The sequence below is a fragment of the Arthrobacter sp. USHLN218 genome (genome assembly GCF_037144715.1).
In the GTDB taxonomy this organism is placed as follows: domain Bacteria; phylum Actinomycetota; class Actinomycetes; order Actinomycetales; family Micrococcaceae; genus Crystallibacter.
This window is the reverse complement of sequence record NZ_JBBCYT010000003.1, coordinates 201,728-221,250: the sequence shown is the minus strand read 5'-3', so window position 1 is coordinate 221,250 and position 19,523 is coordinate 201,728. Positions and strand designations below refer to the sequence as shown.

Sequence of the window (19,523 nt, the reverse complement as noted above, 5' to 3'; positions counted from 1 at the left end):
GTTATCCGGGTGATGGGAACCGAGACGGAGTATGGCATCCATGCTCCGAGCGATCCGCTGGCCAACTCCACGGTGCTCTCGTCCCAGATCATCAATGCCTACGCGTCCACGGTGCGCGGCGGCATGGGGAACCTGGCCGGCACCAAGTGGGACTACACGGACGAGGAGCCCCTGCATGACGCCCGCGGCTGGTCCGTGTCCCGCGAGAACGCCGATCCCTCCCAGCTGACGGACCTGCCGCCGGTGCTGGACGCCGAGCAGATCGCCCTGGCCGGCGGCCGGCCCCCGTCCAGCGAGTTCTACTCCGAGGATCCCGGCTCCGGCGGCGTCCTGATGAACATGGTGCTCAGCAACGGGGCACGCCTCTACGTAGACCACGCCCATCCCGAATACTCCAGCCCCGAAGTGACCAGCCCCCGCGACGGCGTGCTGTGGGACAAGGCCGGTGACGTCGTCGTACTCCACGCACTGCGCCGCATAGCGCGGATGCCGGGCTTCGCTCCGGTCAATGTGTACAAGAACAATACGGACAACAAATCCGTCTCCTACGGCGCCCACGAGAACTATTTGATGCCCCGCAGCGTGCCGTTCGGGAACATCGTCACGGGGCTTATCCCCTTCTTCGTCTCCCGCCAGGTCATCTGCGGTTCCGGGCGCGTGGGGCTCGGGGCCATGGGCAAGCACGGGGGCTACCAGATCAGCCAGCGTGCCGACTTCTTCGAGGCGGAAGTGGGGCTGGAGACGACCATTCGGCGCCCCATCGTCAACACCCGGGACGAGCCGCATGCCGTGGCCGAGAAGTACCGGCGCCTGCACGTCATCATCGGCGACGCCAACCTCAGCGAAATCTCCACCTACCTGCGGCTGGGAACGACGGCGCTCGTTTTGTCGATGATCGAGCACGGCGAGGCCCCGCGGATCGAGCTGCAGGAGCCGGTGCAGTCGCTGCAGGCCATCAGCCACGACCCGTCGCTGCAGCAGAAGGTCGCGCTCAAGGACGGCTCGATGGTGACCGGCCTCGACCTGCAGGAAATGTACTTGGAGGCGGCCCGGGAACATTGCCGCCAGCATGGCCAGGACCACGGCCAGACGGCGGACGTCCTGCGCCGCTGGGGAGCGCTGCTGGACACCCTGCGGCGGGAACCGATGGATGCCGCCGCACAGGTCGACTGGGTGGCCAAGCTCAAGCTGCTGCAGGCCTACCGGGACCGCGACTCGCTCGAGTGGTCCGACGCCAGGCTGGGCCTGATCGACCTGCAGTACGCCGACGTCCGGCCGGAGAAGGGGCTCTATCATCGCCTCGCCGCGCGCGGCAAGATGGAGCGGCTCTTCACCGACGAGCAGATTGCCGCCGCCGTGACGGAACCGCCGCACGACACCAGGGCGTACTTCCGCGGCAAGTGCATCGAGCGCTTCCCGGCCGAGGTGGTTGGAGCCAGCTGGGATTCGGTGATTTTCGACCTGCCCAGCCGCCGGAAGCTGCAGCGCATACCCACCCGGGAGCCACTGCGGGGGACCCGCGAACTGACCGGTCCGCTGTTCGATCAGGCGGCGTCGGCCGAGGAATTTATTTCAGCGTTGCTCGGCCCGGAAAGCGTGCCGGACGTGGCACGATAAGCAGTAAGCAAGTGTGTCGAACCGCACGAAGAGGAGGCCGTGATGGCAACCCAGGACCGCAAGAACGTGGAAGGCCGCGTACCGGAGGAAGAGTACGACGACGTGCCCGAGTCGCCCGAACCCGCACCTGAGGCCGGGGCCCGGACCGAGACGGAGGGAACGGACGATCTGCTCGACGAAATCGATGGGGTACTGGAACAGAACGCGGAGGAATTCGTTCGCGGGTTTGTCCAGAAGGGCGGTCAGTAACCCATGAACTTGCCGGCGGGCGGACACAACTCCATCTTTTCCCAGATTTCGCACGCGGCCACGTCTTCGTTCAGCGAGTACCTGGCCCGGAGCGCACCGGACATGCTGCCCGGTGCCCGGACGGCCGGAATGCCGTCCGGCATGGCCGCTGAGACCTTGGCGCCGCATGCGACGACGATCGTCGCCATGACTTACGCCGGTGGCGTGCTCATGGCAGGGGACCGGCGGGCAACGATGGGGAACATGATCGCCAGCCGGCATATCGAGAAGGTCTTCCCCGCGGACATGTACTCCGTGCTGGGCGTTGCCGGCACGGCCGGCATCGCGCTGGACGTCACCCGGCTGTTCCAGGTCGAGCTGGAACACTACGAGAAGATCGAGGGCACGCTGCTGAGCCTTGAGGGCAAGGCCAACCGGCTGGGAGCCATGATCCGCGGCAACCTTCCGATGGCGCTGCAGGGGCTCGCCGTGATCCCGCTGTTCGCCGGGTTCGACCTGGACCGGCGGGTCGGACGGCTGTTCTCCTACGATGTCACGGGCGGCCGCTACGAGGAGCAGGAGCACCACTCGGTCGGCTCCGGCTCGGTTTTTGCCCGCGGCGCCTTGAAGAAGCTGTGGAAGCCGAACCTGGACGAGGCGCAGGCGGTACTGGTCTCCGTCGAAGCGCTCTATGATGCAGCGGACGACGACTCTGCCACCGGCGGCCCCGACGTGGTCCGCCAGCTGTGGCCCGTCGTCTATACCGTCAATTCCGCCGGCGCCCGCCGCATCCCCGAACGGGACCTAGCCGCCGCCGCCGAAGCCGTGATTGCCTCGCGCGCCGTCGCCGGAAGGGAGGCGTAGCCATGACGCAGCAGTTCTATGTGTCTCCCGAACAGCTGATGAAGGACCGGGCGGATTTCGCCCGGAAGGGGATTGCCCGGGGGCGGTCTGTGATGGTGCTCAGCTGCAGCGACGGCATCGCGCTCGTCGCCGAGAATCCCTCGCCCTCGCTCCACAAGATCGGCGAGATTTACGACCGGATCGCCTTCGCCGCGGTCGGCAAGTACAACGAGTTCGAGAGCCTGCGCCAGGCCGGCGTGCGCTACGCCGATGTGCGCGGCTACTCGTACGACCGCGACGATGTCACCGCCCGCGGCCTGGCCAGCGTCTACGCCCAGAGCCTGGGCACGGTCTTCACGGCGGACAGCAAGCCCTTCGAAGTCGAGCTGGCCGTGGCCGAGGTCGGCCTCCGCCAGTCCGATGACCATCTCTACCGCCTGACTTTCGACGGCTCCATCGCGGACGAACCGGATTTCGTGGTCATGGGCGGCCACACCGAGGCCCTGACGGAATCGCTGCGCTCGGGCTGGGACGCCGGCCATGATTTCGCCGGAGTCATCCGCGCTGCCGTGTCGTCGCTCGAGGGGAGCGCGGCCAACGGAGGCGAGAACGGCTCCACGCCCCGCCGCCTGGGGCCCGACCAGCTCGAAGTGGCGGTCCTGGAGCGTGATCCGGAGTCCAGCCGGGGCAGCCGGAGGGCCTTCCGCAGGCTTTCTGCGGCAGAAGTGACGGAGATATTGGGGAAATGACATGGACAGGCGCATCTTCGGCATAGAGACCGAATTCGGAATTTCCTACTCGGCTCCTGATTCGCGGCCGCTTTCTCCCGAGGAAGTGGCACGATACCTCTTCCGCAAGGTGGTGACCTGGGGCCGGTCCTCCAACGTGTTCCTCACCAATGGCTCCCGCCTGTACCTGGACGTCGGGTCCCACCCGGAATATGCGACGGCGGAGTGCGACGACGTCGCACAGCTCATCGCGCAGGACCGCGCCGGGGAGCTGATCCTCGAAGACCTAATGAACGAGGCGCAGGACCGGCTCCGCCACGAGGGGTTCGACGGCAATGTCTACCTCTTCAAGAACAACACGGATTCGGCCGGCAACTCCTACGGCAGCCACGAGAACTACCTGATTCCGCGCAAGCTCGAGTTCTCCCGGCTCGCCGACATCCTGATCCCGTTCCTCGTGACCCGGCAGGTGCTGGTGGGTGCCGGCAAGGTCCTGCGGACCCAGAACGGCTCGCTCTTCGCCTTCTCGCAGCGGGCGGACCACATCTGGGAGGGCGTATCTTCGGCGACCACGCGCTCCCGGCCCATCATCAACACCAGGGACGAGCCCCACGCCGACGCGGAGTTCTACCGCCGGCTGCACGTCATCAACGGGGACTCGAATATGTCGGAGACGACCACCCTGCTGAAGGTCGGCACGGTCGACCTCCTGCTGCGGATGATCGAGGCCGGCGTCATCATGCGGGACCTGCGCCTGGAGAACCCGATCCGCAGTATCCGGGACATCTCCCACGACCTCACCGGGGCCCGGCCGCTGCGCCTGGCCAACGGCAGGGACATGAACGCCCTGCAGATGCAGCGCGAGTACCTGGCCAAGGCGGAGGACTTCGTCCGCGCGAACGGGGCCCATAATCCGCACGTCGGAAGGATCCTCGACCTGTGGAACCGGACCCTGACGGCGGTCGAGACCCAGGACTACTCGGGAATCGACACGGAGATCGACTGGGCCATCAAGAAGAAGCTGATCGACAGGTTCAGCCAGCGGCACGGGCTGGACCTGGATTCGGCACGGATCGCGCAGCTGGACCTGGCCTACCACGATATTTCGCGGCGCCGCGGGCTGTTCTTCCTGCTGCAGGCGCGCGGTGAAGCCGCCCGCGTGGTGCAGGAACCGGAGGTGAAGTCCGCCGTAGACAATCCGCCGCAGACGACACGCGCCAAGCTCCGCGGCGATTTTGTGCGGGCTGCCCGGGAGCACGGCCGTGATTTCACCGTGGACTGGGTCCATCTGAAGCTCAATGACCGGTCCCAGCAGACCATCCTGTGCAAGGATCCGTTCAAGAACGTGGACGAGCGGGTGGAGGCCCTGCTGGCAACCTTGTGACCGCGGTTCAGATTTCTCTGCGACAATGACCCACAGCGGAGCCGGCCGTTCCGCTGTCCTGCCGATGCACCTGACGAAAGTAGTAACGTGCGCAAAATTCTCACCATGCTTCTGCCGGCCGCCCTGCTGCTGACTGCCTGCGGCTCCGCAGGACAAGGCTCCGACAGCCTGGACGACATCACCGTTACTCCGGGAAAAGCCGGCGCCGCGCCTGCCGTGGAGTTCGAAGCTCCGCTGGAGCTGCCGGAAACCACCGCGCAGGTGCTCGAGTCCGGCTCGGGTGAAGGCGCCGGTGCGGTTGACGGCCAGTGGCTGCGTTTCCATTACGTGGCCTACGACGCCGTCACCGGCGAAGTCCAGGGCGACACCTATTCCACGGCCGAGCAGACCCTGCAGATCAACGAGGAGATGAAGAAGGCCGACGCGGGTCTCTACGACGCGCTGGAGGGGGCCAAGGCGGGCGACCAGGTGGCCTACTACCTCAAGCCGCAGGCCGCGGCCGGCGCGAGCAGCCCGGCAGACCATCCGCAGCTGCTGGTCCTGAGCGTCGAGCGGGTCAAGGACCAGGCGACCAAGGCGGATGCCAAAGAGGTCGCGGAACTGGAGAAGGCCGGCAAGCTGCCCAAGGTCACCCTGGACAGCAAGGGCGTTCCCTCGGTCAAGATCCCGGAAGGAACCGAGGCCCCCGACAACCTCATTGTCCAGGTGCTGGACGAGGGCGACGGCAAGGAAGCCACGGCCGAGAGCACCGTCAAGGCGAATTACGCCGGGTGGAACTGGTCGGAAGGCAAGGAATTCGATTCGAGCTTCAGCCGCGGCGAGCCGACCGAGTTCCCGCTCAGCGGCGTGATCGCCGGCTGGACCCAGGGCCTGACCGGGCTCAAGGAAGGCGCAAAGGTCGTGCTGACCATCCCGACGGAGCTCGCGTACGTCCAGGGGCAGGGCGATGCCTCCGGCGACCTGGTCTTCTACGTCGAGCTGACCGAAGTAAAGTAGCTAGTTCCCACACCCCTTCAGGAAGGTAACCATCCATGTCTTTCGGAAAGCGCGAATACGACCGGCAGAAGCCCGAGATCGATTTCCCGGGCACCGAAGCTCCCACCGAGCTGAACATCGAGGACATCATCGTCGGTGACGGCGCGGAGGCCAAGCCGGGCGACACCGTGTCGACGCACTACGTAGGCGTCGCCTGGTCCACGGGCGAAGAGTTCGACGCTTCCTGGAACCGCGGCGCGCCGCTCGACTTCCGCGTGGGCGTCGGACAGGTCATCCAGGGCTGGGACCAGGGCCTGCTGGGCATGAAGGTCGGCGGCCGCCGCCGCCTGGAGATCCCGTCGGAGCTCGCCTACGGCCAGCGCGGCGCCGGCTCCGCCATCGCACCGGGCGAATCCCTCATCTTCGTCGTGGACCTGCTCGGCGTCCGCTGACCGCCGCTCCGCACGAGGACCGGGGCGCAGTAACGTTGGTTCATCGTTACTGCGCCCTGGTCCGTTTAACCATGCGCGACCGCGCCGCACAGTAAGTTGGAAGCATGTCCGCGTCCAAGACCGAACGTCTGCTCAACCTGCTGATCGCCCTGCTGGAACGCCAGCGGGGGTACAGCAAGGAGGAACTGCGTTCCCTGATCCAGCCCTACCGCGAGGCGACCAGCGAGGAAGCCTTTAACCGCCTCTTCGAGCGGGACAAGGACGACCTGCGCGAAATGGGCGTCCCCGTCGAGACCTTCAGCGAAGACACGTTCTTCGACTCCGACCACGCGGTCGCCCGGTACCGCATCGACCGGAAGGCCTACCGTCTCCCGGAGCTGAAGTTCACCGCCGAGGAGACCGCCGTCCTGTCCCTAGCCTCGAGGATCTGGCAGCAGGCTTCTTTGGGGTCGGCGGCGGCCCGGGCCGTGCGGCGGCTGGACGTCCACGGAGCGCTGGCCGAGGGAGATTCGCCCATCGGGATCGAGCCGCGGCTGCGGACCGCCGAGCCCGCCTTCGACGAGCTGCTGAAGGCGGTCCTGGGCCACCATCCCGTCTCGTTCGAGTACAGGGCGGCCAAGAGCACCGAAACCAGCCTGCGCCGGGTGGAGCCCTGGGGCCTCGGGAACCGGTTTGGCCACTGGTATCTCTCCGGCTTCGACATCGACCGCCAGGGACAGCGGACCTTCAGGCTGTCCCGGATCAGCTCCGGCGTCAGGAAGCTCAGCGGCAACGTGGAGGTTCCCGCGGACTTCACGATGCGCTCCGCCCTGGACGCCTTGGACCCTGCGCGGGAGCAGGGGACGGCCAGGCTCCTGCTGAAGCCGGGCCGCGCGCAGTCCCTCCGGGCCGCGGCGTCACATCCCGCGCCGTTAGCTGCCGCGAATGCAGGCGACGGAGGGGATACCGGCGGCTGGGACGAGATCGAGTGCCCCTACACCGACGTCGAAATCATCGCCGAAGAAATCGCCTCGCACGGCGCAAACGCCATCGCGCTGGCGCCGCAGGAGCTCGTCGACGCCGTGATGCGCCGCTTCCACGGTGCCCTCGAAGCGGCCGCCGCGCCCCCGCCGTCGTACGCGTTCACCGCAACCGCAGGAACGGCCGGCCACAAAAAGTCCTCCTCGCTGGACCGCCTGCCGCGCCTGCTGGACCTGGTTTCCTATGTCACCGGCAACCCGGGCGTCGAGCTGGAGGCCACCGCCAGGAAGTTCGGCATCAGCCGCTCCCAGCTGATCAATGACCTGAACCTGCTCTTCGTGTGCGGTACGCCGGGCTATGGCCCGGACCAGCTGATCGAAGTGCATTGGGACAACGACACCATCTTCATCGAGAATGCCGAAGAAATATCCCCGGCCGTCCGGCTGAGCATCGACGAGGCGCTCTCCCTGGTGGTTGGGCTGCAGGCGCTGGAAACCGTCCCGGGCGTAGGGGAGCGGCCGGGCGTGCGGAGCGCCCTGAGTAAGCTCCTGGAGGCGACCGGGGGCGAGCACGGACTGCACCGGTCGCTGGCCGCCGACTTCGATGCGGAGGCGACGACGGCCGAGGTCCAGGCGCTCCAGGACGCGGTGGCCGCCCGCGAAACGCTGCGGATCGAGTACCTGGTCTCGTCCCGTGACGAGGTGACCGAGCGCGAGATCGATCCGCTGCAGGTTTTTGCCGTCAACGGACACTGGTATACGGAGGCGTGGTGCCATGACAGGCAGGCCGTGCGGCAGTTCCGCGCGGACAAGATCCGCACCCTGCAGCGGACCGGGCGGAGCTTCCGGCCGCATGCGCAGCCCAGCTCCGAATTCCCGCAGTCCCTCTTCACTCCGCGCGAGTCCGACCAGCGCGCCGTGCTGCAGCTCTCGCCGCGCCTGGCCGATCTGGGGGACCAGTACAACGCCGAACGGCAAAGCGACCTGTCCGGCGGCGGGGTGGCGGTCGAGCTGCGGCTGGGCACCACGGCCATCATCGCCCCGCTGGTTGCCCGGTACGGCGGCGAGGTGCGGGTGCTGGAACCCCGGGAGCTGGCGGCCGCCACCGTCGAGTGGCTGCGGGCCGCGGCGGCGGTGTATTCGGAAAACCCCAAGGCGCGGGCACTAGACTCCTAACCATGGAATGGTGGTTCTGGATAGTTCTCTGGGTCGCGCTGGCCGCACTCGCCGTGGTTTTTGTGGGCTTTCTCGCATACCGGATTTTCCGTGCGTTCATGAAGACTTTGGAAGAATTTGAGACGGCTGCGGCAAAGTTGAGTCCTGCGTTTGGTCCCGCCCCGTCGGCTGAAGGCGAAAACAGCACCGCCTTCCAGCCGGCCGTTTTCCTCGATCCCGCCGTGGCCAGGGAGCAGTACGCCGATGGAAAGGCAGCGCGGCGCGAAGCCCGCAGGGCACGACGGGTCGCCCGCAGGTTCGCCCGCGGGCAGCGGCAATCGCTGCACGACGTCAGGCTCTCTTGACGTAGGATTGGTTTGTTATGAAAGGAACCGCGTAATGGGACGACTCTTCGACAACCCGTGGACAATCATCATCCTCATCATCATTGTCCTTCTGCTCTTCGGGGCGCCGAAACTGCCTGGTCTAGCCCGCAGCGTGGGTCAGTCAATGCGTATCTTCAAGTCCGAAGTGAAGCAGATGAGGGATGAGAACCCCTCCGATGCCGATGGACGGGACGAGCCGGTAGAAGGCCGTGTGGTGAATCCGCCGCGGAACACCGGCAACCGGGACCAGACGCCGAATGCAAATGGCGGAACCACGCCGCCCAGCCAGCAGCAGTAGAGGCAAATGGCGCGGACCAAGGGCCGCAAGGCCAATCCCGAAGGCCGGATGGCCCTCAAAGACCACGTTAGGGAGCTCCGCAACCGCCTGATCATTTCAGGCATAGCAATCCTGCTGGGCGCCGTCGGCGGATGGTTCCTGTACGACCCGGTGATGGTCGCCGTCCAGCAGCCGCTGATGGAGATTTCGGCTCAGCAGGGCCGGCGTGCGGAAATCAACTACGGCAGCGTGGGCTCTCCGTTCGACCTGAAGATCCAGGTGTCGATCTTCCTCGGCCTGCTGATCAGCTCCCCGGTCTGGATCTACCAGATCTGGGCGTTCATCACGCCCGGGCTGAAACAGAAGGAACGGCGGTACACGCTCGGCTTCATGTTTGCCGCGGTGCCGCTGTTCCTGCTGGGGATCTACTTCGGCTGGATTGTGCTGCCCGAGATCGTGAAGGTCCTGACGATGTTCACCCCGCAGGGCGGCGTCAACCAGATCCTGGCAACCGACTACCTGACATTCGTGATGCGGATGTTCCTGTCGCTCGGCGCTGCCTTCCTGCTGCCGGTGGTGCTGGTCGGAATCAACTTCGCCGGGCTGGTCTCCGGCCGGCAGGTGATCAAGAGCTGGCGCATCGTCGTCTTCGTGGTCTGCGTCGTCGCCGCGATGGCCGCACCCGGACCGGACGCGACGTCGATGTTCCTGCTCGCCGGGCCGCTCCTGGCTCTCTTCTTCATCGCCGTCGGCGTGTGCCTGCTCAATGACAAGCGCCGCGCCCGCAGGCGGAAGGAGCAGGAGGAGGAAATCGAGGCCTCGGCGGACAAGGCGACTCCGCTGACGGACCTCGAGGGTCCGGCCGAGGCGTGATGGCGCGGGACCGGCAGCCACCGGTCCCGCCAGCCACTAGGCTCTTATTATGAGTTCCCCATCCGAGCGGTACCGCGAAGCCAAGGCCAGGGCGGAACACCGAAAGACCCGGCTCCACGCGTTTTCGCAGACGCTCAGCTTCGAGATGGACCCCTTCCAGCGGGAAGCCTGCGAGGCCCTCGAGCGGGGCCGCGGCGTCCTTGTTGCGGCGCCCACGGGGGCAGGAAAAACCGTGGTGGGGGAGTTCGCCATCTACATGGCGCTGCAACGGAGTCTTAAGGCCTTCTACACGACGCCGATCAAGGCGCTGAGCAACCAGAAGTACACGGAACTGGTCCAGGTGTACGGGCCGGACCGCGTCGGGCTACTCACCGGCGACGTCTCGGTCAATCCGGCCGCCGAGGTCGTGGTGATGACCACCGAGGTGCTCCGGAACATGCTGTACGCCAACTCCGACACGCTCCTGGACCTGGGCTACGTCGTCATGGACGAGGTCCACTACCTGGCGGACCGGTTCCGTGGCGCGGTGTGGGAAGAAGTCATCATCCATCTGCCGGACGAGGTCCAGCTGGTCTCCCTCTCGGCCACGGTTTCCAACGCCGAGGAGTTCGGCGCCTGGCTCGACACGGTCCGCGGAGACACGGACGTCGTCGTCTCCGAGCACCGCCCCGTCCCGCTCTGGCAGCACGTCATGGTGGGTCCGGAGATCCTGGACCTGTTCGCCTCCGACGTAGCCTTTGACGAGGCGGTGCCGAGCTCGTCCGGCCAGGCGGCCGGACGGTTCGAGGTCAATCCCGAACTTTTGGAACTGGCCTATTCGGAGCAGAAGCTCAACAGGTCCGCCGGCTGGGGCCGGGCCGGCGGCAGGCGCGGCAGACGCCAGCCTCCGCGGCCCCAGCAGCCCGTCACCCGGATCCGCCGGGCTTCGCGCCCGGAAGTCATTGTCCGACTGGACAAAGAAGCCCTGCTCCCGGCGATTACCTTCATCTTTTCCCGCAATGGCTGCGACGCCGCCGTCCGGCAGTGCCTGGATGCAGGTCTCTGGCTGACCACGGAAAGGGAACGGGATATCATCGCCCGGCGCGTCGACGAGGCCGCTCAGGAGATTCCCGAGGAAGACCTGGCCGTCCTCGGATTCTGGCTCTGGCGCGAGGGGCTGATCCGCGGGATCGCCGCCCACCATGCGGGCATGCTGCCCACCTTCAAGGAAGTGGTCGAGAAGCTCTTCGCCGACGGCCTGGTGCGGGCGGTCTTTGCCACCGAAACGCTCGCGCTCGGCGTGAACATGCCGGCGCGCACCGTCGTGCTGGAGAAGCTGGACAAGTTCAACGGCGAAAGCCATGTGAACATCACAGCGGGGGAGTACACCCAGCTGACCGGCCGCGCCGGCCGGCGCGGGATCGACGTCGAAGGCCACGCCGTGGTCCTTTGGCAGCCGGGCACGGATCCGGCGGCGGTCGCCGGCCTGGCGTCCCGCCGTACCTACCCGCTGAACTCCAGCTTCCGGCCGACTTACAACATGTCGGTCAATCTGATCGCCCAGTTCGGCCGCGCCAGGGCGCGCGAAATCCTGGAGACCTCCTTCGCCCAGTTCCAGGCGGACCGTTCCGTCGTCGGCCTGGCAAAGCAGGTCCGCAGCCGCGAGGAGTCCCTCGCGGGCTACGCGAAGGCCATGACCTGCCATCTCGGGGACTTCACCGAGTACGCGCGCCTGCGGCGCGAGCTGAAGGACGCGGAGAACCAATCGGCGAAGTCGCGCAGCCGGCAGCTGCGCTCGGCCGCCGCCGCCTCGCTGGAACGCCTGCGGCGGGGAGACATCATCGACGTGCCTGGCGGGCGGAACGAAGGCTACGCGGTGATTCTCGCCGTGGACGCCTCGAGCTATGAGCCGCGGCCGACGGTCCTGACCGTCGACAAGCAGATCAGGCGGATCTCCGTCCAGGACCTCGACGGGCCGGTGCAGGTCCTGTCCACCATCCGGATCCCGAAGAGCTTCAACGGCCGCAGCCCCAAGGAAAGGCGCGATCTGGCGTCGTCGCTTCGCAACGCCCTCCACGAGAACCGGCCGCCGCGCCGGGGCACCGAGCGCCAGGAGTTCGAGGCACCCGGGGCCGAGCAGCAGGAACGTCGGATCGTGGAGCTGCGGCGCAAGCTCAAGTCCCATCCGTGCCACGGCTGCAGCGACCGCGAGGACCATGCGCGCTGGTCCGAGCGCTGGTGGAAGCTGCGGAAGGAAACCGACCAGCTGATGGGCCAGATCCAGGGACGCACCAACACGATCGCCAAGACCTTCGACCGCGTCTGCGACCTGCTGGACACCTACGGCTACCTCCAGACGCACGAGGACGGCCGCGTCACCATCAGCGAATCAGGCAACCGGCTCAGGCGTATCTACGGAGACCGGGATCTCCTGGTGGCACTATGCCTCCAGGCCGGCGCCTTCGACGACCTCAGCGCGGCCGAAGTCGCAGCGTTCGTGTCCTGCCTCGTGTTCCAGGCCAAGCGGGAGGAAACCGGCATCCGCCCCAAGATGCCCAGTGTGTCGCTCGAATCGGCCGTGGACATCGCCGTGCGGGAGTGGTCCGTCCTCACCGACCGGGAAGAGCAGCACAAGCTGCCGCTCAGCGGCGAACCCGAACTCGGGCTGGTCTGGCCCATGTACAAGTGGGCACAGGGACGATCCCTGCTGGCGGCGCTCCAAGGCACCGAACTGGCGGCGGGCGACTTCGTCCGGTGGGCCAAGCAGGTGATCGACCTGCTGGACCAGCTCGTCAAGGTCCCGGACATGGATCCGAAACTGGTCACGTTGTGCCGGCAGGCAATTCCGCTGGTCCGCCGCGGTGTCGTCGCCTACTCCGTGGTCAGCGAATAGCACTCGGCGTGCGGCCGGCCGGACCGGCCGGCGAAGACTTTTTGATGGAAGTGAATGCGATGGGAGATCTATGAGTGCGTTGAGCACAGCCGGACAGCAGCGGGCCCAGGTCACGCTGTACCGCAACGGTTCGGTGTACAGCCCGGCCGATCCGTACGCGACTGCGATGCTGGTCGAGGGCGGTACTGTCGCCTGGATCGGGTCTGAACAGGCGGCGACGTCGATCGCGGACAGCTCGATGGAGATCGTCGACCTGGACGGACGCCTGGTCGCGCCGGGATTCGTTGATTCGCACATGCACACCACGGACAGCGGTTTGGCGCTGGCCAGCCTGGACCTGTCCGGCACCGCCTCCGTGACCGAGCTTCTCGACCAGGTGGCGCGTTCGGCCGCGGCCGGCGAAGTGGTCCTGGGCCATGGCTGGGACGAAACCCGATGGCCCGAAAAGCGTCCGCCGACGGCGGAGGAGCTGGAGCGCGCCGGCGGCGGGAAGAGCGTGTACCTGAGCCGCGTCGACGTTCATTCCGCCGCGGTGTCATCCTCCCTCGCCGCCCGGGCCGAACTGGCCGGGCTGCCAGGCTGGGACGGCGCCGGCGTCGTCCGGACCGAGGCCCATGCCGCCGCCCGGCGCTTCGCCCACCGAATGACAGACGGGCAGCGGCAGGCGGTCCAGCGCCGCGCTCTGGACCACGCCGCATCCCGTGGCTATGTCGCTTTGGCCGAGATGGCCGCCCCGCAGATCGTGCCGGCCGAGGACCTGCTCGCACTGTTGGAGCTGGCGGATGGCGAGCCGGGAGCCTTCCCGAGAATCCTGCCCTACTGGGGAGAGCTGGTGTCTTCCTCCGATGAACTCGCGGCCGTCCTCGACCGGTTCGGAGGCAGGCTGCGCGGCTTGGCGGGGGACCTGAACGTCGACGGTTCCCTCGGTTCGCATACCGCCTGTGTCCACGGCGGCTACGCCGACACCGCGACGGAGGCCAACGACCCCTTCCTTAGCATCGAGCAGGCCGCGAAGCATCTGGCGGTGTGCTCCGAAGCCGGGGTCCAGGGAGGTTTCCATGTCATCGGCGACGCCGGGCTCGACCGCGCGCTGGACGCCCTGGCCTCCGCCGCCGGCAGTGTGGGTCTGGAGACCGTGCGGCGCGCGCGGCACAGGCTGGAACACGTCGAGATGCTCTCGCCGGGCGCCGTGGACCAGCTGCTGCACTTCGGAGTGACCGCCAGCATGCAGCCGCTCTTCGACGCCTACTGGGGCGGGCCGCGGGGCATGTACGCCGCGCGGGTGGGGGAGGAACGCGCCCTGGCGATGAACGCCGTCGGCACATTGCAAACCGCGGGCGTCCCGGTCTGCCTCGGCTCCGACGCGCCCGTCACCGAGCAGAGCCCCTGGGCCGCGGTGAAGGCCTGCCTCGAGCACAACAATCCGGAGCAGAGGATCTCGGCCCGCGCGGCCTTCCTGGCCCACACACGGGCCGGTTGGAGGGCAGCCAACGAGCCGAATCCCATGCAGGGCCAGCTGGCTCCCGGGACCCCGGCGACATTCGCCGTCTGGGACGTGGACGAGCTGTCCGTCCAGACCGCGGATTCCCGGGTCTCGGCATGGAGCACGGACGCACGCGCAGGCACGCCGCTGCTGCCATCGCTGGATACCGGCCGGCTGCCCGAATGCGTCCGGACCGTCGTGGAAGGCTCGACCATATTCGACGCCGGTTCCTAGTTCAAGGGGCCCCGCGGATTCGGCCCGCGACTGTCCGCCAAGAGTGAACGAATGGTTAAATGTCCCGATCGACATCTGAGCTTAAACGCTTCCGACCTGCGGTTTTGCTTGTAGCTCCAGCTCAGCTCGACGTTGACAGAAGATTCTCAGTCCGTAAACTTTTGGCTCAATGGATCACTTCGAACTGACGAAGCGGTCCAGGTGCCGGACATCCTGCGGGTGCGTCTCCACGGACCCGCGGAAGTGCCAACCACAGTCCGGAGCTTCCAATGGGTAGGTCCGCCCGTCAGTAGAAAACAAGTCCCCTGCCGGATTCCGGTCCGGATTCTTGGCCCGAAGGCGGACGGACCTACCGCAAGCACTCCCGAGGGCGGCCGGCTCCGTCGCATATACTGGACAGCCGGCGTCGTTCCCAGGTCATCGACCGGCTTCGCTGTGGAATCTGCGCGAGCAGTAGACAGAACTGAAAGGCAGCTGATTGCGGGTCGTCACCATCATTCCGACGTTTAATGAGATCGATTCGCTGCCCAGGACCGTCGCACGGCTCCGCGCCGCCGTCCCAGGCTCCGATGTGCTGGTGGTCGACGACAACTCGCCGGACGGGACCGGGAAGCTGGCGGATTCGCTGGCCGCGGGAGACAGCGCCATCCACGTCCTCCACCGCCGCGGGAAGGAAGGCCTGGGCGCCGCCTATATCGCGGGCTTCAAGTGGGGACTGGACGCGGGCTACGACGTACTAGTCGAGATGGACGCGGACGGGTCCCACCAGCCCGAAGAGCTGCAGCGACTGCTCGACGCCCTCGAGGCCGGCGCCGACATGGCCAAGGGCTCCCGCTGGATCAAGGGCGGCAAGGTCGTCAACTGGCCGCTGCACCGCAAGCTGCTCTCGCTGGGCGGCAGCCTGTACTCCCGCATCCTGCTGGGCGTGGGCATCAAAGACATCACCGGAGGCTACAACGCTTTCAAATCCACGACCCTGCGGCGGATCGACCTCGAATCCGTCGAGTCCGTGGGCTACTGCTTCCAGATCGACCTGACCTGGAAGACCCTCAAGGCCGGGCTCACCGTACGCGAAGTGCCCATCACCTTCGTGGAGCGCGAGTTCGGCGACTCCAAGATGAGCGGCAACATCGTGCTCGAATCCATCATTCTGGTCACCAAGTGGGGGCTGCGTTCACGGTGGCAGTCGCTGCGCGGCAGGAAGGCCGCCAGCCGGGCCTGACGAACACCCAGCCGGCCCGCGCCAGTGGTCCGGCCTGTCCCGGCCCGGGCGGACATTAACCGGCATGAAAACGGGCACGAAAAAGGAGGGCACCAGCGGTGCCCTCCTTTTTGTCGGCTACTAGGCGGAGCGGCGTTCCCCGCGGCGCTCCCGCAGCTTGTTGAGGCGGTCCTCGAGGATCTGCTCCAACTCCTCCACGGAGCGGCGCTCAAGCAGCATGTCCCAGTGCGTGCGGACCGGCTTCTCGTTGCTGTCATCGGGCTTGGCGCCGTTAACCAGCACGGCTTCCTTGCCGGTCTTCGATACCCATGTCGAGGGGATCTCGGCCTCGGCGGCGAAAGTCACGAAAACCTGCTCGCCGTCCTCGCAGCGGTACTCGACACGCTGGCGCGGCGCCGGTTCGACACCGGCTTCCGTCTCCATGCTCTGCGCTCCAAGGCGCATGCCCCGAAGGCTACGATCGCTCATGGTTTCTCCCTCTTGTCTTGTCTGGGGCGGCGCAAGGCACCGTCCCGGTGTGGCCCGCACAGTATTCAACGCGTACGCCGCCGGAACTGTTCCCGGTTCCGGGCAGGCGGGCACCAGCATCCCGGCAAATAACCAATAGTAGTCCATTGCGGCCCCACCCGGCAAAGGCACGGGCCGGACGGCTGCGTCGCTACTCCGTCGTACCGGCCTCTCCCTGCCCCTGGGCCAGGGGAGCGGGCGGCTCCGATGCCTCCGCCTCCCGTAAATCGGTCCGGCCCAGGACATCGCCGATCCCCTTGAGTGCCTCGCCGACCTCGCTGGGGATGATCCAGAGCTTGTTGGAGTTGCCTTCGGCAAGTTTAGGCAGCGTCTGGAGGTACTGGTAGGCCAGCAGCCGCTGGGTCGGGTTGCCCTTGTGGATCGCGTCGAAGACCTTCTGGATGGCCTGGGACTCGCCGTCGGCGCGGAGGATGGCCGCTTTGGCATCGCCCTCCGCGGCGAGGATGGCGGCCTGCCGCTGGCCCTCGGCAGTGAGGATCTGGGACTGCTTGGTGCCCTCGGCGGTGAGGATCGCGGCCCGCCTGTCACGCTCGGCGCGCATCTGCTTCTCCATCGAGTCCTGGATGGACAGCGGGGGATCAATGGCCTTCAGCTCCACCCTGGAGACCCGGATGCCCCACCGCCCGGTGGCCTCGTCCAGGACTCCGCGCAGCTGGCCGTTGATCTGGTCGCGCGAGGTCAGCGCCTCTTCGAGATTCAGGCCGCCCACGACGTTGCGCAGCGTCGTCGTCGTTAATTGCTCGACCGCCTGGATGTAGTTGGCGATTTCGTACGTGGCCGCTCGCGGATCCGTGACCTGGAAATAGACCACTGTGTCGATGGACACGACGAGGTTGTCCTCGGTGATGACCGGCTGAGGAGGGAAGGACACGACCTGTTCCCGGAGGTCCAGCAGGGGCAGCAGCCTGTCAACGAACGGGATCAGCAGCGTCAGCCCGGGATTCAGCGTCCGCTGGTACTTGCCGAGGCGTTCGACGACACCCGCGCGGGCCTGCGGGATGATCCTGATCGCGCGGGCCAGGACGATCACCACAAAGACGATCAGTACCGCCAGGACGATCCAGAGGCCGAGGCTGTTGTCCATGCTTCCCCTTCGCTAGTTCAGTTCCGCCTATTGGGCCGGGTACGGACCCGGGCCGGCGGCGGGATAGACGACGGCGGTGGCACCTTCGATGCGTTCGACCGCCACGCGCGCGCCGGCAGGGATCGCCGAGCCGTCACTCGAGCGGGCCGTCCACGTATCGCCGCCGATCTTGACGATTCCCGAGTGGTCCGTCACCGTCTCCAAAGCCAAGGCCTGTTCGCCGATCAGGCGTTCCACGTTGGTCGCCTGTTCCCGCGGACCTCGCCGCAGGTGGCGGAGCGCGACCGGGCGGACAAAGAGCACCATCATGAGCGCGACGACACAGAAGACGACGACCTGCAGCCAGAAGGGCCAGCCCAGCAGCGCGGTAAACAGGGCGACCAGGGCCCCGGAGGACATCATGATGAACAGCAGGTCGAGCGTCATCATCTCGATGATGGCCAGGAGCAGGAAGAGCACCAGCCACACGAGCCAACTGTTGGTGATGAGCCAATCCAGCACAGCTGCCTCCCGGGTCAGTGGCCGGCCGCCGGCAGCCAGCCCCGAATGTTACCGACATCACCATCATGCAGGATAATCGCGGCCGGTGCGGGACCGCGGGCGCAGATACGTCCACGCGGGCGGAACTGTTGTGGATTCGTGACCCGGTATCGGAGGCGGAGAGGCCGGCGGCGGAGAGAGGTCAGTGGCGCTTGCCGAAGATGCTGATCGTGAAGCGGGCCTCGACGCCCGCCAGCGGCGCCCCCGCGGCCTCTTCCAGGGCGGCCGGATCGACGTGGTGCGCATTCGGGCCCATCATGACGAGGTTGCGCAGATCCTCCGGGGCCAGCTCCAGGGGCACCGCCAGCTCCTCGGCGCCCGCGGGTTCAAAACCGCTGCCAAGGGAGGCGGCCAGCCGTTCGGCCTTATCGGTGTCGATGGCCAGCAGTGGGACAATACTCCGCAGCGTCTCCAGATGGCCGGGGGCGGGCGTGACCACCAGGAGGCGGCCGCCGGGGCGCAGGATCCGTGCGTACTCCTCGGGATTCCGCGGTGCGAAGATGTTCAGTACGAGGTCTGCCGCGCTGTCCGCCAGGGGGAGGGCCCGCCACAGATCCCAGACCACGCAGAGCGCCTGCGGACACGTGCGTGCGGCGCGGCGCAGGGCATACTTCGACAGGTCAAGCGCCACCGCGCGGCTCCGTGGCACGGCCTCCAGAACCGGGGCGAGGTAGTGCCCGGTGCCGGCGCCCGCGTCCACCACGACCGGCTCGGCGGAGCCGGCCAGCAGCCGTGCCGCCGCAGCTCGGACGGCGTCCATCAGCGGCCGGTAGTGGCCGGCGTCGAGGAACGCCGCGCGGGCTGCCACCATGTCCGCGGTGTCCGGGATGAAGGAAGTGCCCTTACCGGTCAGCAGATTGACGTACCCCTGCCTGGCGCCGTCGAAGGCGTGCCCGCCGGTACAGCGGAGGCCGCCGGCCACGGTGTCCGATGCCGGGGCCATTGCGGCGGAGCAGACAGGGCAGCGGAGCAAAGCGACGGCGTCGAGCGGTCGGGGGAGCGGCGGCATAAACCGATCCTAGCTGCCGGCGGGATGGCGGATTCAGAAGCCCAATTCGGCGCGGGCGCGCGTGATGTCCGGCTGGGCCCAGCGGTGGGCGTATTCAAGGTTGCTGCAGAGCGACCGGCTCAGCGCCTTGTCGATGTAGATCGTCCCGTCCAGATGGTCGGTCTCGTGCTGGGCGATCCGCGCCTGCCAGCCGCCGAGCTCGGTGTCGGCACGGACCCCGTCCGCCCGCTGGTAGCTCAGTTCGACCCGGCGGTGCCGCTCCACCACGGCCTGGTAGCCGGCGAAAGAGAGACAACCCTCGTAAAAGGCCGCGGTTCCACCATCCAGCGGACGGTAGGCCGGGTTGATCACCGCCAGGAAATCGAGGTGCTCCCGCTGGCGCATGCTCGCAACCTCCGGCGACACCTCATACCGGTCCTCGAGCACGGCGATCCGGAGCGGGATGCCCAGTTGCGGAGCGGCCAATCCCACGCCCGGCGCGGCATGCATGACCCGGCGCATCAGCTTGAGCAGGGCGTCCAGGACCGTATCATCCAGTTGGCCGTCGTAGGGCACGGCCGGCCGCCGCAGCACCGGATGGCCGACCTGGACGATCGCCGGAAGCGGCTCCGCGAGGATGCTTTCCACCGCGGAGCGGATTGACGACGGCGAGGGCTCACTCATGCGCGCAGGTC

19 protein-coding genes are annotated in these 19,523 nt (G+C 67.1%); 14 read left to right on the top strand and 5 right to left on the bottom strand.

Annotated features, from left to right (window positions below; all coding sequences use genetic code 11):
* Window positions 1-12: 12 nt before the first annotated feature.
* The 14 genes from dop to WFH44_RS08240 all read left to right on the top strand — a co-directional run bounded on the left by dop (window position 13) and on the right by WFH44_RS08240 (window position 15,688).
* On the top strand, window positions 13-1,617 hold the full coding sequence (dop, locus tag WFH44_RS08305; protein WP_336713230.1) for a depupylase/deamidase Dop: 1,605 nt from the start codon (window positions 13-15) through the stop codon (window positions 1,615-1,617).
* A gap of 42 nt (window positions 1,618-1,659) precedes the next feature.
* The gene (locus tag WFH44_RS08300; RefSeq protein ID WP_264795454.1) at window positions 1,660-1,866 is read left to right on the top strand and encodes a ubiquitin-like protein Pup; all 207 of its coding nucleotides are present in this window, start codon (window positions 1,660-1,662) and stop codon (window positions 1,864-1,866) included.
* A 3-nt stretch (window positions 1,867-1,869) separates the two neighbouring features.
* Window positions 1,870-2,709: a proteasome subunit beta gene (prcB, locus tag WFH44_RS08295; RefSeq protein ID WP_336713228.1), complete on the top strand. Its 840-nt coding sequence runs from the start codon at window positions 1,870-1,872 to the stop codon at window positions 2,707-2,709.
* Between the two features lie 2 nt (window positions 2,710-2,711).
* Entirely contained in the window at window positions 2,712-3,437 is a 726-nt protein-coding gene (prcA, locus tag WFH44_RS08290) for a proteasome subunit alpha (RefSeq protein ID WP_336713226.1), read from the top strand.
* A 1-nt stretch (window position 3,438) separates the two neighbouring features.
* Complete coding sequence (gene pafA / locus WFH44_RS08285) at window positions 3,439-4,800, top strand: Pup--protein ligase (protein ID WP_336713224.1); 1,362 nt, start codon at window positions 3,439-3,441, stop codon at window positions 4,798-4,800.
* A gap of 87 nt (window positions 4,801-4,887) precedes the next feature.
* Entirely contained in the window at window positions 4,888-5,796 is a 909-nt protein-coding gene (locus tag WFH44_RS08280) for an FKBP-type peptidyl-prolyl cis-trans isomerase (RefSeq protein WP_336713222.1), read from the top strand.
* A 35-nt stretch (window positions 5,797-5,831) separates the two neighbouring features.
* A complete protein-coding gene (locus WFH44_RS08275) occupies window positions 5,832-6,227 on the top strand; it encodes an FKBP-type peptidyl-prolyl cis-trans isomerase (protein ID WP_262104499.1) in 396 nt (131 codons plus the stop codon).
* 104 nt (window positions 6,228-6,331) lie between these two features.
* A complete protein-coding gene (locus tag WFH44_RS08270) occupies window positions 6,332-8,362 on the top strand; it encodes a helix-turn-helix transcriptional regulator (protein WP_336713220.1) in 2,031 nt (676 codons plus the stop codon).
* 2 nt (window positions 8,363-8,364) lie between these two features.
* Window positions 8,365-8,706: a hypothetical protein gene (locus WFH44_RS08265; RefSeq protein ID WP_336713218.1), complete on the top strand. Its 342-nt coding sequence runs from the start codon at window positions 8,365-8,367 to the stop codon at window positions 8,704-8,706.
* 34 nt (window positions 8,707-8,740) lie between these two features.
* Window positions 8,741-9,025 carry a Sec-independent protein translocase subunit TatA gene (gene tatA, locus WFH44_RS08260; protein ID WP_336713217.1) on the top strand — a complete coding sequence of 95 codons (285 nt, stop codon included), beginning with the start codon at window positions 8,741-8,743 and terminating at the stop codon, window positions 9,023-9,025.
* Between the two features lie 6 nt (window positions 9,026-9,031).
* Window positions 9,032-9,877 (top strand): twin-arginine translocase subunit TatC, encoded by an 846-nt coding sequence (tatC, locus tag WFH44_RS08255; RefSeq protein ID WP_336713215.1) that lies wholly within the window; start codon window positions 9,032-9,034, stop codon window positions 9,875-9,877.
* Window positions 9,878-9,926: 49 nt separating this feature from the next.
* Window positions 9,927-12,749 (top strand): DEAD/DEAH box helicase, encoded by a 2,823-nt coding sequence (locus tag WFH44_RS08250; protein WP_336713213.1) that lies wholly within the window; start codon window positions 9,927-9,929, stop codon window positions 12,747-12,749.
* Window positions 12,750-12,819: 70 nt separating this feature from the next.
* Complete coding sequence (locus WFH44_RS08245) at window positions 12,820-14,466, top strand: amidohydrolase (protein ID WP_336713210.1); 1,647 nt, start codon at window positions 12,820-12,822, stop codon at window positions 14,464-14,466.
* A 478-nt stretch (window positions 14,467-14,944) separates the two neighbouring features.
* On the top strand, window positions 14,945-15,688 hold the full coding sequence (locus WFH44_RS08240) for a polyprenol monophosphomannose synthase (RefSeq protein WP_336713208.1): 744 nt from the start codon (window positions 14,945-14,947) through the stop codon (window positions 15,686-15,688).
* A gap of 120 nt (window positions 15,689-15,808) precedes the next feature.
* On the opposite strand, the gene WFH44_RS08235 is transcribed toward WFH44_RS08240, so the two are convergent.
* The 5 genes from WFH44_RS08235 to WFH44_RS08215 form a co-directional block, all read right to left on the bottom strand.
* Complete coding sequence (locus WFH44_RS08235; protein ID WP_262104512.1) at window positions 15,809-16,156, bottom strand: RNA polymerase-binding protein RbpA; 348 nt, start codon at window positions 16,154-16,156, stop codon at window positions 15,809-15,811.
* 190 nt (window positions 16,157-16,346) lie between these two features.
* The gene (locus WFH44_RS08230) at window positions 16,347-17,300 is read right to left on the bottom strand and encodes an SPFH domain-containing protein (RefSeq protein WP_336713206.1); all 954 of its coding nucleotides are present in this window, start codon (window positions 17,298-17,300) and stop codon (window positions 16,347-16,349) included.
* Between the two features lie 27 nt (window positions 17,301-17,327).
* Complete coding sequence (locus WFH44_RS08225; RefSeq protein ID WP_336713204.1) at window positions 17,328-17,801, bottom strand: NfeD family protein; 474 nt, start codon at window positions 17,799-17,801, stop codon at window positions 17,328-17,330.
* Window positions 17,802-17,982: 181 nt separating this feature from the next.
* The gene (locus WFH44_RS08220) at window positions 17,983-18,849 is read right to left on the bottom strand and encodes a methyltransferase domain-containing protein (RefSeq protein ID WP_336713202.1); all 867 of its coding nucleotides are present in this window, start codon (window positions 18,847-18,849) and stop codon (window positions 17,983-17,985) included.
* Between the two features lie 33 nt (window positions 18,850-18,882).
* On the bottom strand, window positions 18,883-19,512 hold the full coding sequence (locus WFH44_RS08215; RefSeq protein ID WP_336713200.1) for a peptide deformylase: 630 nt from the start codon (window positions 19,510-19,512) through the stop codon (window positions 18,883-18,885).
* Between the last annotated feature and the right edge of the window lie 11 nt (window positions 19,513-19,523).